The organism is Streptomyces sp. NRRL S-337 (genome assembly GCF_000720175.1).
Lineage (GTDB): Bacteria > Actinomycetota > Actinomycetes > Streptomycetales > Streptomycetaceae > Streptomyces > Streptomyces siderophoricus.
The window spans coordinates 479,219-491,382 of sequence record NZ_JOIX01000001.1 but is presented as its reverse complement, the minus strand read 5'-3'; the positions used below and the strand labels follow the sequence as shown (position 1 = coordinate 491,382).

The window sequence follows — 12,164 nt, the reverse complement described above, 5'->3', positions numbered from 1 at the left end:
TCCCTGGCTGGCTGGACTGGTACAACTACCACCGACCCCACACCGGAATCAGCGGCCACACCCCAGCCAGCCGCGTCACCAACCTCTCCGGACAACACAGCTAGATGGTGTCGGGGTCACCCGCGTGGAAGCCACAGGCGACAGCAGCGTCGGTGCTCGTCGAGAGCAGTTTCTCCTCGTCAGCCACTGTCCAGTTGTCGAATCCTTCGCCGATATCGGAGTGGAGCTCCACGGTCGGTCGTTCCATGGTTGCGGACATGGTGGCGTCAGCGTAGGAAGCGGGCGCCGCGCTGGTCTTTCGTCAGCTGGCGGAAGATGCTGGCGCCGTTTGGGCAACTGTCGGGCCGTGGGGCAGGGCCCGGTCTTCGTCGGCGCGAGCGCGCCTGGACGCTCAGGATGCGGCCACGGAGTTCCCGTTGTCCGCAACATCACGGGCCGCCGTGGAGACCACGACCGTGTTGGCGGTGACGATCACGGCGATGGCCAGCCAGGAGGCAGCGTCGAGGCGCTGCCCCAGAACGATGAGGCCGATCAGCGCCGCGAAGACGGGGTTGACGCTCATGAAGACGCCGAAGAAGTGCGGCGGCACCCGGCGCAGCGCCAGCAGGTCGGACACGAACGGTACGGCCGAGGAGAGGACTCCGGCTGCCAGCGCGCAGACCAAGGCTCCCGGTGTCGGGGTGTGATGCCAGAGCACCCATGCGCCCACGGGCAGGTACAGGGCACCGGAGACGAGCGCTGCGGTGGCCGAGCCTTCCAGGCCGGGCAGTCGGACGCCGACGGTGCGGTTGCACAGGATGTAGCAGCCCCAGCAGACTGCCGCCAACAAGGCGAGGCCGATGCCCAGGTAGTCGGTGGACGGTGTGGGGCGTGCGAGTACGACCACCGCTCCCGCCGCGGCGAGGGCGGCGACGAGGTCGAGTCGGCGTCGCGAGCCGGTGAGGACCACGGTCAGGGGGCCCAGGAATTCGAGCGTGACGGCAAGTCCGAGGCCGATCCGTTCAATGGCCGTGTACAGGGACAGGTTCATGCCGGCGAACACCAGCGCCAGGCCCAGTATCGGACGCCACTGCGCCGCGGTGAAGCTGCGGAGCCGCGGTCGGCCGGCCGCCCCGAGCACGGCGGCGGCCACCCACTGGCGCACGGCCACCACACCTGCCGGACCGATCACGGGGAAGGCGAGCGCGGCGAGAGCCGCTCCGGACTGGTTGGACAGTCCGCTGCCCAGCATCAGCGCGATTCCGCCCCATCGATCCACGTGTCGACCGGACCCACGCACGACCGCGGAGTGCGGGGAGACAGCAGTGGTGTCGACGGAGACAGGGGAGGGCGCAGATTTCATGCCTCAACCATGAGCCCCCTGCCTGCATACATGAAGTGCAATCTCCGCGTTACCCATACGGTGTGCGTATGGGTAACGCCCACCCACAAGCTGACAGTCCCGTGGTTGCGGGCATGGCCGGGCCCGAGCTGCTCTTCGAGATCGAGGCCGCGTATCACCAGTAGCGCTGAAGCAGCCTGCACGCCGGCCGGCTTAGGTTCCCTGCTGATTCCATGGCGGGGGGGGCGACGGGGCGTCCGGGATCTTCTGGGCACCCCGTCGGCACTGGAAAAGCAATGCCAGGCGGCGCGAGACGCGGGGTGGCCCCATGCCCTCGCCTCGTGCGCTTCAGGCGGTCGCGTAGAGGCGAGTCACGGCGTCGATCAGGTCGCCGAGCCCATGGGGACGGTGGTCACGCCACCAGGCGAGCGCGACAGGAATGCGCGGACCGTCCTTGATGGGGCGATAGGTCACGCCAGGACGCGGGTGATGGTGGGCCGTGGCCTCGGCGGTGGTCCCCACCCCGCGTCCGGCGGCGATGATGTCGAGCCAGCCATCGACGTCGGTGGACTGGATGAACCGCGGCTGATGGTCGGTGCCCGTCCACAGCTCACCGCTGGTGGTTCCGACCCGGGGATCGATGACCACGGTACGGTCCGCGATCTCGGCCATGCTCACCCGACGGCGGCGCGACCACTGCGGATCGTCCGAAGCGAAGGCGACCAGCCGGCGTTCCAGCCCGACCACGAGGGAGTCGAACCGCTTCTCGTCGACTGCGCGGCGCACGATCGCCACATCGCACAGGCCCTCGGCCAGGCCCGCGGTCGGCGAGTTGTGCCGGACAAGATCCAACGTCGTTTCGGCATGACCCTGTGCCCAGTCCCGTTGCAGGCGCCTGGTGTGCTGCCCCAGAGCCGCCCACGCGTACCCCAGCCGCAGGACCCCGTGGCGCGAGACGAGGAATTCGGTGAACCTCCCGGCCTCCGCCAGCACCCGGCGGGCTCGTGGCAGCACCTGCTGTCCGGTACTGGTCAGCTCGCATCCCCGCGGTAGGCGGCGCAACAGCCTCTCGCCAACGCTCTTCTCCAGGCCGGCGATGGTGCGCGAGACCGCCGCCTGTGAGACGAACAACTGCGCGGCGGCCTCGGTGAACGACCCTGCATCGGCGGCGGTGACGAAGAACCTCAGCTCTCGAAGGTCCCAATCCATAACCAAAGCGTATAGCAGAGGTGAGACTTGCACCCGCTCCATGCAAGGGCGCACCTAGATGATGAGTGCTCGGCTACCCGCGGCAACCAGGGCGTTGAGTTCGGCGCGCGACGAGGTGTCGCAACGGGGCCGTTCGCGGCGGACGCGCGCCCCCGACCGGCCCACCTGCGTGGAGCTTGGCGAGCCGTCGGCGGCGGGGTCCGCGGCGGGAGCGGATCGGTGGGAGGCCCCTGATCAGGGGTTCCGGTCCCAGGCTGTCATGGGTGTTGGCAGCAGAGATGCCGATCGAGAGGAGCAGGCCGGACCGCTCGGCGATCAAGTGGATCTTCGATCCTTTCTTCCCGCGATCTACGGGATTTCGGACCCGTCAGGTTCCCCCCTTGACCGCCCGCATGTTCACCGAGTCAATGGCGCACCGGGTCCAGTCCAACTCGCCGCGGACGCCGAGCTCACCCAGCACCAAGCGGTGAAGCTTGCCCCACACCCCGGCCCGGCTCTACTCCGTGGGCCGCCGGTGTGTGCCCTGCCCAGACGGGCCGAAGCCCGAAGCCCGACGGCCGCTGGCGCCCCGTACATCCGAGGTGGCCGCGAACACGATGGCCGCCAGCACGTTGCTCGTCTACGTCCTCCACGCTGTGACTCGTCTAGTAACGCGTGATCGCGGTGGGCCCGGAGGTGGTCCCGATCGCGATGTGCGGCCGCTGCCGGGGCTCGGCCCAGGCCAGGATCCGGCGTATGGCATCCGCGGGTACGGAGACACAACCGGCCGTCGCTGCCCGCCCGTTGACGTGCAGGAAGATGCCCGCGCCCCGGTCGCGTACCGGCTTGTTGTAGTTGAAGCCGATGACGAGCGCGTGCGCGTACTGGGTGCCGTAGTCGGCGAGGTGCTCGGACTCGGCGGCGCGGCAGTCGGCGGGCAGGGGCTCGGCCCAGCGGTTGTACGCGCGCGAGCGATTGTCCTGGCACCACCAGGAGTTCCGGTTCACCCGGCGGTACGGCGTCGAGGTCCCGCGCGGCGCGGCCTTGATACCGAAGCCGTAGGGGAGGTCGTACAGACCGGTGGGAGTGGTGTCGGTGCCCTGTCTGCGCTTGCCGCCCTCGACAAGACCCTTCGCCCCGAACCGGGCGGGCACGCTGCCGGCCACGCCCCACTTGCCGGCCCGCCGGTCCCACCAGGTCAGCGTCCCCGTCGTGGCGCCGGTGCGGGGCGCGACGGCGGTGATCAGCTGGCTGCCTCCGCCGGTGTCGGCCAGCCGCTCCGGCAGCGGCGGACCGCTGCCGTCCGAGGCCAGGGTGAGCAGGACGGCGGAGAGCACGATACCGGCAGGTAGGACGGCCATGGCAACCCCCGAAGGGAGAGGGACGGTTGCTCAGAAGTTACTGGGCGGCAGTGGAAGACGCAGCCCCGGCAGGCCGTCGATGCTGTGTGCGATGTGGTCCGTCTTGGTGAAGTACGCGCTCAGCGAGGCGTCGTCCTCACGCGAGGAGCGCTTGCCGTGCAGGTGGCGATCTTCGTCGTACGTCATGAAGGGCGGCCGTATCCGCAGGAGTTACGGACGAGGGCGGCCGTGACCACGATGATCGCGCGCCGCCCGTGCGAGCGCCTCGGCTTCCGAGCGCGGCAGTCCGCGGACGTCCATGCCGGGAGCCCATCCGGCGCCCACGGCCCCATGGAGCGAAACTCCTCGTCAGACGGCCTTGACGACGATGCCGGCGGCTTCGAGCGCGGCTACCTCGTCGGCGGGGGCTGTGGTGTCGGTGACGAGAGTGTGCAGGAGTGTGGAGGGGCCGACGTATGCGAAGGCGGTGTGGCCGAGCTTGCTGCCGTCGGCTGCGACGATGATGCGGCGCGCGGAGGCGATGCCGGCCTTCTTCACTGCCGCGTCATCGAGGTCGTAGGCGGTCAGGCCCTCGGCTGCACTCAGGCCACAACAGCCCATGACGGCAGTGTCGAAGCGCAGCGCCGCCAGGGAGGCGAGCGTGAGGGGGCCGGTGAGCGCACCCTCGGCGGCCCGAGGCTGCCCGCCGGGCACCATCAGCGTTGCCGGTCCCGGACCTCCGCCGAGTACATGGATGGCCTGCAACGACAGGGGCATCACAGTGACTGGCCGTCGGCGCAGCAGGTGTGCGATCTCCAGGCAGGTGGTGCCGCTGTCGAGGAGGACGGTCTCGCCGTCGGCGATGAGCGAGGACACCTCGGCCGCGATGCGGCGCTTGGCATCGACGGACTCGTGGGCACGCAGTGCGAAGGGCGGCTCCTCGCCCCGCAGCAGCAGGGTGCGTGCTCCGCCACGGACGCGTTCGAGGACGCCTTGTGCGGCCAGTACGTCGAGGTCGCGCCGGATGGTCATCTCGGAGGCACCGGTGAGTTCGGCGAGTTCCTGGACCGTGATCCTTCCGGACTCTCTTACGGCCTGCACGATCAACCCGTGGCGGTCTGCGTTGCTCATACCGCGATTGAACACTCCCCGAAACGAACAATCAATGTGTGCGAAGTGACAGTGTTCAACCACTCTGAATGTTCATTACGGTGGCTGTCATGAATCGTTCGCTTCGAGCTGCCCGAGTGGCGACCTTTGTCTACTTCATCCTGTGCGGCACCACGATGGGCACCTGGGTGGTGCACATCCCCGCCATCGAGGAGCGCGTCGGCATCAGCCACGCGACGTTCGGGGGACTCCTGGTGCTGCTGGGTGTGGGGGCCTTCCTCGGCATGCAGGCGGCCGGGCGTCTGACCGACCGGCTCGGCGCGCGCATCGTCGTCCCCGCCACCGGCGTGCTGTGCAGCGCGGCCCTGGCACTGCCCGGTCTTCCCCGCGACCCATGGACACTGGCAGGTGCCCTGCTGGTCTTCGGATTCTGCAACGGCTGCCTGGACGTGAGCATGAACGCCCACGCCGTACACGTGGAGAAGGCGTACGGCCGTCCCGTCATGTCGGCCTTCCACGCCACGTTCTCGGTCGGCGGTGTCCTCGCCTCGCTCGTCGGAGCAGGCACGGCGAGCGCCGGCCTGAGTCCGGCCGCAGGCATGGCCGCCATGGGAGCCCTGGGCATCGTGATCTCCCTGGTGTCGGCAGGTGCCCTGCTGCCGGCCGCACCCAGCGCTGCCCACACCGACGCGGTGGAGGAGGCCGAGCAAGCACCGGCCGCCGAGCGCCGCCGAAGCAGCGGGCGCATCTGGCTCCTCGCAGCCCTGGCCCTGATGGTCATGCTGTGCGAAGGAGCCGCCAACGACTGGAGCGCGCTGCACGTGAAGGACATCCTCGGTGCACCCGCGAGCACTGCCGCCTTCGCGTACGGCACCTTCGCGGCGACCATGACGATCGGCCGGCTGCTCGCCGACCGCCTCGTCGCCCGGTTCGGGTCCATGGCAATCCTGCGCTACGGCGCGACCGCGGCCGCCGTCGGCATCACGATCGTGGCCCTCTCCCCGTGGATGTCGGCCGCGTTCGCAGGCTGGGCGCTGTTCGGTCTCGGACTGTCCGGCTGCGTCCCGCAGTTGTTCAGCGCAGCCGGTCACGCCGACCCCTCCGCTGCCGGGGCCAATGTCTCCCGCGTCGCCGGACTCGGCTACGTCGGCATGCTCGCCGGCCCCGCCGTCATCGGCTGGCTGACCCACCTCGTCGCCCTCAACCACGCCTTCGTACTGCTGACCCTGCTGTGTGCGCTCACCGCCGTGGCCGCCGGGATCCTGCGCATCGGATCCGACCACACGCGCGAGATGGCAGTAAGCACGCACTGAACACCCCTCGGGATCCGGAGGAATCCATCACCATGTCCACCGACCGGAAGATCGTGCTGTTCGACCTCTTCGGGGTCATCGCCCGCCACCAACGCCCGGGCGCCCAGGAAAAGATGGCCGCCCGCTGCCACGCACCCACCGCCGCCTTCACCACGGCCTACTGGGCCTGCCGCCCGCCCTACGACGCCGGCCAGCAGTCCGCACCCGAGTACTGGACCGCTGTACTGCGATCGCTATCCCTGTCCCTGTCCCTGTCCCTGTCCCTGTCCCTGTCCCTGTCCCTGTCCCTCGACGCCGACACGATCGAGGAACTGCGTCTTGCCGACATCGACAGTTGGTCACGCGTCGACGACCGAATGGTCGCCTACGTCCAGTCCCTGCGCGATGTCGCCGAGGTCGCCTTGCTGTCCAACATCCCCTCAGACCACGCGGACGCCTTCCTCATTGCGCAGCCCTGGCTGCGGAATCTGAACCACGTTGCCTTCTCCGGGAAGATCAAAGTAGCGAAGCCGGCCCCCGCAGCCTTCCATCACTGCGTCGTCGCCATGCGGGCCGCCCCGACCGACTTCCTCTTCGTCGACGACCGCGAAGAGAACGTAAGCGCCGCTCAAGCCGCCGGCATGAACGGACACCTCTTCACCGACCACGACGAGCTGGCAGCCGTCATCGACACCTGGTTGCCGGCTCGACGCCCCACGGGGAAATGACGCCCGACCTGAGACGTCATGAAAGACCCGGGCCAGAGGGGGGTTCCATTGCCAGATATCGCGAGATATCGCCGTCCGGGCATGACCGGAAACGGCACCCGGCGCATCCGGAGGCTTGCCGGACCGGACCGGAGCCGCCCGCGGTCCGGTTCACACCGTGCGGGCCGGTTGTCAGTAGTGCCGCTCGACGGCGCCCTTGCCCTCACGGGTGATGTCGCGTTCGGCTGTCAACGGCCAGCGCAATGAGACCGCTGAAAGCGCAGACACAAGATGGCGTGCCGGATCGGACTGCCCAAGAAGGCCCGGGCGTGACCACCAGATATGACAGCGGCGCCGGGCCGCGGAGCCGGCCGAGCCGGATGGCCGCCGAGCGGTGGCGGGCGGGGGTGGGGCGTGGTCCGCTGGCCTCATGCGTGTGCGGGCCGGCAAGGCTGCGCCCGCCTTCTATGTGACCTGCGAGCGGGAAGAACAGACATCCATGGTTACCGAATCCACCTCCAGCAGTCAGCGTCAGACCGTGCGGCCCGAGGAGGCAGTCGAGCTCCTCACGCACCTCCCGGACTTGGAGCAGGCGCTCGCCTTCTACCACCAGCACCTGGCGCCCGAGACCGCGATCGACCTCTCCGTGGCGGAGAACGTCCTCGTCTACCAGGACTCCATGCAGAAGCTGGTGTTCGATTACACCCGTCTGCTGCCCGAGCAGTACATCAACTATTTCTCCCCCTACGGCACACCGGCCCTGCGCCGGCAGGTGGCCGAGCTTCTGACCAGGGCGTTCGGCGCCACGGTGGCTGCGGACGATGTCTTCGGTACGGCGGGTGTCGCCTCGGCGCTGGAGTGCCTGGCCTTTGCCCTCAAGGACAAGCCGAGAAGCTCGGAATCCGGGCCCCCGCCGCTGGTCGACGGGGACGCGGTGCTGCTGCCCGCACCGTTCTGGCAGGGGTTCAACTGGTCCTTCGAGCAGCGGCCCAAACTGACGTGTGTCCCGGTGAATCTTCCCACCTCGGGCCCCAAGCGCTTCCAGCTCACCCTCGACCTGATCAAGGACCAGTACGAGGCGACGCGAAAGCGGACCGGCAAGGCACCGCGGCTGCTGGTCCTCACCAACCCGCACAACCCCCTGGGCGTGAACTACCCCAAGGAACTGCTGGAGCAGATCTACGCCTGGGCACTCGACCACACGGACATGCACATCGTTTCCGACGAGATCTACTGCCACTCCCAACTGCCCAAGACCACAGTGCCGTTCACCAGCGCAGTGGCACTGAGCGCCTACACGAAGTCACCCGAGCGGGTGCACGTCGTCTGGGGCTTCGCCAAGGACTTCGGGCTCTCCGGCCTCCGCACCGGTTTCCTTGTCTCCAAGTACGGGCCGGTGCAGCGCGCCATGCTCGGAACGCACGACGTGGCGGAGAAGCGCCACCCGATGTCCTGGTTCACTCCGTTCGATTCCCTCAAGCACTTCGTCATCGGCGCGGTCCTGAGCACCACCGTCAACGGCAGCTCGGAGCTGTACACGACCTATGCGATGAAGCGCTACCCCGGCCTTCTCGATGCCAGCTTCACCAAGGTCAAGGCCCGGCTGGACGCGAACAAGATCCCGTACGTCCACGAGCCCCAGAGCAATGCCGCGCAGTTCTTCTGGCTCGACCTCACCGGTTGGCTGGGCAAGCGCCCGCCGAAGAGCGGCGACAACGTCACTGAAGTGCTGCCCCTCAAGGCGCACGACCTGGACCCCGACGAGGTCTTCCTCTTCAACTACCTCGCCGGCCCCGCCGCCGAAGTCACCCTTCTTCCCGGAGGCGTGATGTCCTGCCCCGCCCCCGGCTTCTTCCGCCTCTGCTACACCGCCCGCCAGCCCGAGGAGGTCTGCACGGCCGTCGACCGGGTGGCCAAGGCACTGGGCAGGCTGGGAAACAAGGGGTAGCCCGACAATCCGCGTCCGAGCGATGCTGAAGCGGGCCGTCGACCGGCTCACCGACGTCCCGCTGGTCCGCGGCCACCTCGACCACGTCTCGGCCGTGTCGCTCGCGGTGCGGTTCGAGGCGACCGTGCTGGTCGCTGCCCTCAACGAATGACTGTGACCGCCACACGCCGAGGAGGTCATTCGGTGTCGGGGACCACCTGGGTCAACGAGGTCACGAACGTGGTGATGAGTCGGGCGAACTCGGACCGGTCGGCGTCCGACCAATCCGCCATCACCCGCGCGAAGATCGCCTGCCGGAACCGGTGTGTGCGGTCGAGCTGTTCGCGCCCCGAGTTGGTCAGGGCGAGCAGCGTGCGCCGGGCGTCGGACGGGTCGGTCCTGCGGTCCAGCCACCCTTCCTCGACGGTGCGGAGCACCAGTCGGCTCGCCCTCGGGTGATCAACGCCCAGCGCGGTGGCGACGTCCGAGACAGAGCACGGCTTGTCGCGGCCCTCGACCACGTCCAGCACGTTGAACAGCGTGGGATCGATCGGCTTGCTGCCATCGGGGGGCGCCAACCGCCCCAGCGATCGGCGGGTCTGGCTGCGGCGGATCGCCACCATGGCCCGTTCGACGTCGGCGATCGCCTCGCCGTGTTCCCTCTTCGACATGCATGCTAGATTACAACAGTTGTCAAAAGACATGCATTGGGGGATTGTCATGACCGACCTGACTCAGCTGCCCAACGTCCGCGAGCAGCGCCCGCTCGGCTACTGGTTGAAGCACATTGACGGGGCGATCGAGGAGAGCCTGGGCCGACTGTTCGCCGCGGACGGCCTGAACCGGCGGGGGTGGCAGGTACTGAACACCATCTCGTACGACCCGATCACCATCGCCGAACTCGACCAGACCATGGCCGCGTTCCTGTCCGCTGACGAGTCGACCATGCGCCCGTACGTCGACCGGTTCGTCGAGCGCGGCTGGGCGCATACGGCTGGCGATGGTGCGGTGTCGCTGACCGGCGAAGGCCGGCGGGCCCACCAGCGGGTTTCCGAGCGCTCCGGAGCCCTGAGGGTTCGGATGATGGAGTGCCTCTCGTCCGAGGAGCACACGGTATTGATGGAACTGCTCCAGCGGGTCGCCACCCACCTTGACGCCCTGGCGGTCGAAACGCCCCGCCAGTAGTCGTCCACCCGCTTCTCTCTGCGAGATGGTGGTTATCCACCTGGCAATCATCCGAAAGTGCTGGCCGCAGCCGTCCACAATTGGCCGTGCCCAGCACCTTCGCAACACGCCGTCGTTGGATCAGCCCGCCGAGCAGCCACTTCCCAAGCGGAGGACGAGGACCGGCAGGGCTGACGTACGAGAGAAGAGGGACGATTGGCAGGACGGCCGACAGCAGACCGACCTCCCGGACGAATCTGAGCAAGGCTGGCCCGTTTCGGCGGTTCTCATACTTCTCGTCGCCTGTTGCGCCACGCATGGATGCCTGGCAACAGCGAAGAGTCTTCGCCGACTCCTCGCCCCTGCAAGACCCCCTCCACGTTGTCGAAAAAGCCGACGGCAAAGCGACGTTGCCATGCCAAGAGGGCAGGTCCGGCTGCCAGGGAGACACCGTTGGTAACCATCGCAAGCGCGACGGATATGCCGACCACCGCCCCCGTTTTGACAGAAGGCAGCTTCAACACCACGGTGGAATGGCCCGGATCAGCGTCGACTACCTCGGCGGAAACCACGCCGCCGCGACGGGCGTTGAAGGTCACCATCGCGGCTTCCGGGCTCACCTCGACGATCGGGTAACGCAACAACTCGACTGCCCCCGTCAGCGCATCGAATGCCCGACGCCGGGAAGCCTGCAGGGTGCGCTCGTAGCGTTTGGTGGTCAGGAGTGTCGCCTCACTGGGAGGGACGGCATCTGCTACGGAAGCGGGAAGTACCGCGTGACGCTCAAGGGTTTCCAGAAGGCGGCCAAAATCGTAGGGCCAGTCCTCATCAGCGAGCCTGACGGCTTGCAGGCGCGCGAGGGTATGGAGTGAGGACGGTAGTTCCTGCGCGGGTGGCATCGTCGCCCCGCCAACAAGCACCGGTATGAGAGCAATACCATTCCGAAGAGCGGTCTCCAGCTCCACGCGCACCAGATCGCTTGAGTCGTCCAGCCGTCGCTGCCCTTGATCATTGAGGCTGTTCGACCACTGAGGCCCGAGAACCGCGATCACCACACGAGACGCGAATAATGCCTGCTCCAACGCCACTACGTAGTCTCGGGCAGGTAGATTCGAATCAATGTCCAGGTAGACCCGTTCTTTCCCGACATACTTCCGCAGGTCGGCAGCTAACCGCCCGGCCCACGGAGCCGAGTCCGAACGCCGATAGGAAACGAAGATTGCCCGCCGTTCCTTCCGGGCCGTTCGATCCTTCGGTTCCTGCATGGCCGCTCCCCTCGCGCGCCCTACCCGTCCAGCTCATATGGTGCAGCGTGCAAGGGCGTTGAGCGCTACCTTTCCGAAAGGCACACCTGCTGACAAGAGGTACAGGGGCGCATACCGACGGCGCAGAGAGCGCGCACGTCGACCTGGCGATACGAGATCGAGGGGGTTACTCCTACGCGCGGCACTCAGGCCCTGATCGCACTCGCCCTGAAGCTCCCCCTCGCCCACTCCCAGGCCCTCCCATGGCCCCTGTGGTTACCTGCCTACGCCGACCCTGCGCCGTTCACTACGAATGGGGTCCTGCACGCTCTGACGGAGACTCGTATGGCGGCGACGGCCGCTCCTGACCTGGAGCTCGCTGCCCATGCCTGGAGTGATCTGGCCTACCAGGCCACCTGGCAGCACGGACCACGTGAAGCCGTGGAGATCCTCGCGCATGCCCGGGCCCGAGCCCACTCCCCCGCCTCTCGCTCCCTCCTGGATATCCGCACCGCCCGAGCACTGGCCGTGCTGGGGGACAGATCCGGTGTGCGCCGCGTCCTGCACTCAGCGCACCGCGAGCTGGACCGCGCGCGCCCGGAAACAACTCCGAGCTGGCTGACGTGGATGTCGGGCGCGGACCTGGCAGCAGACGAAGGAAGGTGCTGGCTCGACCTGGGCCTTCCACATCAAGCAGCAGCCAGCATCACCACCGGACTCAATAGCCTGGACCCCGCCCGGACCCGTACCGAGGCAGTCTTTCTTACCTACCGCTCCCGCAGCGCGCTCGATGCTCACGACTTGGACGCGGCTACGACATATGCGAGAAGTGCGCTTGATGCGGCCCGTCGCACGGGAGCAGCGCGTTCTG

General features: G+C 67.8%; 12 protein-coding genes and 3 pseudogenes. 6 read left to right on the top strand and 9 right to left on the bottom strand.

The genetic code is table 11. The features are described from left to right. A pseudogene (locus tag IG62_RS46010) lies at nt 1-104 on the top strand (IS481 family transposase); the annotation flags it as partial. Here the strand turns inward: IG62_RS46010 and IG62_RS44080 are convergent. From IG62_RS44080 to IG62_RS0102165, 7 genes and pseudogenes are all read right to left on the bottom strand, one after another. Next, nucleotides 101-247, bottom strand: a complete 147-nt coding sequence (locus tag IG62_RS44080; RefSeq protein ID WP_107052890.1) for a LamB/YcsF family protein — start codon at nt 245-247, stop codon at nt 101-103. The pseudogene IG62_RS46010 and the gene IG62_RS44080 overlap by 4 nt on opposite strands. A gap of 144 nt (nt 248-391) precedes the next feature. Continuing rightward, a complete protein-coding gene (locus IG62_RS0102195; protein WP_037837636.1) occupies nt 392-1,231 on the bottom strand; it encodes an EamA family transporter in 840 nt (279 codons plus the stop codon). A gap of 438 nt (nt 1,232-1,669) precedes the next feature. Beyond that, the gene (locus IG62_RS0102185) at nt 1,670-2,572 is read right to left on the bottom strand and encodes a LysR family transcriptional regulator (protein WP_199812392.1); all 903 of its coding nucleotides are present in this window, start codon (nt 2,570-2,572) and stop codon (nt 1,670-1,672) included. Nucleotides 2,573-2,699: 127 nt separating this feature from the next. Beyond that, a pseudogene (locus IG62_RS48245) lies at nt 2,700-3,140 on the bottom strand (IS5/IS1182 family transposase); the annotation flags it as partial. A gap of 34 nt (nt 3,141-3,174) precedes the next feature. Beyond that, nucleotides 3,175-3,870, bottom strand: a complete 696-nt coding sequence (locus IG62_RS0102175) for a L,D-transpeptidase family protein (RefSeq protein WP_030796802.1) — start codon at nt 3,868-3,870, stop codon at nt 3,175-3,177. 30 nt (nt 3,871-3,900) lie between these two features. Next, a pseudogene (locus IG62_RS41240) lies at nt 3,901-4,130 on the bottom strand (pyridoxamine 5'-phosphate oxidase family protein); the annotation flags it as partial. 88 nt (nt 4,131-4,218) lie between these two features. Then, nucleotides 4,219-4,980: a DeoR/GlpR family DNA-binding transcription regulator gene (locus tag IG62_RS0102165; RefSeq protein WP_030796801.1), complete on the bottom strand. Its 762-nt coding sequence runs from the start codon at nt 4,978-4,980 to the stop codon at nt 4,219-4,221. An 89-nt stretch (nt 4,981-5,069) separates the two neighbouring features. Between IG62_RS0102165 and IG62_RS0102160 the strand changes: the two genes are divergently transcribed. The 4 genes from IG62_RS0102160 to IG62_RS49435 all read left to right on the top strand — a co-directional run bounded on the left by IG62_RS0102160 (nt 5,070) and on the right by IG62_RS49435 (nt 9,057). Beyond that, nucleotides 5,070-6,272, top strand: coding sequence for an MFS transporter (locus IG62_RS0102160; protein WP_037837635.1), 1,203 nt, complete (start codon nt 5,070-5,072; stop codon nt 6,270-6,272). 32 nt (nt 6,273-6,304) lie between these two features. Beyond that, nucleotides 6,305-6,979: an HAD-IA family hydrolase gene (locus tag IG62_RS0102155; RefSeq protein WP_030796798.1), complete on the top strand. Its 675-nt coding sequence runs from the start codon at nt 6,305-6,307 to the stop codon at nt 6,977-6,979. Nucleotides 6,980-7,457: 478 nt separating this feature from the next. Next, on the top strand, nt 7,458-8,906 hold the full coding sequence (locus tag IG62_RS0102150; RefSeq protein ID WP_051797432.1) for a pyridoxal phosphate-dependent aminotransferase: 1,449 nt from the start codon (nt 7,458-7,460) through the stop codon (nt 8,904-8,906). Nucleotides 8,907-8,928: 22 nt separating this feature from the next. Then, nucleotides 8,929-9,057, top strand: a complete 129-nt coding sequence (locus tag IG62_RS49435; RefSeq protein ID WP_267887847.1) for a hypothetical protein — start codon at nt 8,929-8,931, stop codon at nt 9,055-9,057. 25 nt (nt 9,058-9,082) lie between these two features. On the opposite strand, the gene IG62_RS0102140 is transcribed toward IG62_RS49435, so the two are convergent. Next, on the bottom strand, nt 9,083-9,556 hold the full coding sequence (locus IG62_RS0102140) for a MarR family winged helix-turn-helix transcriptional regulator (RefSeq protein ID WP_030796793.1): 474 nt from the start codon (nt 9,554-9,556) through the stop codon (nt 9,083-9,085). 49 nt (nt 9,557-9,605) lie between these two features. Here IG62_RS0102140 and IG62_RS0102135 point away from each other — a divergent pair, with 49 nt between their 5' ends. Continuing rightward, entirely contained in the window at nt 9,606-10,070 is a 465-nt protein-coding gene (locus IG62_RS0102135; RefSeq protein ID WP_051797431.1) for a MarR family winged helix-turn-helix transcriptional regulator, read from the top strand. 266 nt (nt 10,071-10,336) lie between these two features. On the opposite strand, the gene IG62_RS44075 is transcribed toward IG62_RS0102135, so the two are convergent. Then, entirely contained in the window at nt 10,337-11,314 is a 978-nt protein-coding gene (locus tag IG62_RS44075; RefSeq protein ID WP_078871747.1) for a toll/interleukin-1 receptor domain-containing protein, read from the bottom strand. Between the last annotated feature and the right edge of the window lie 850 nt (nt 11,315-12,164).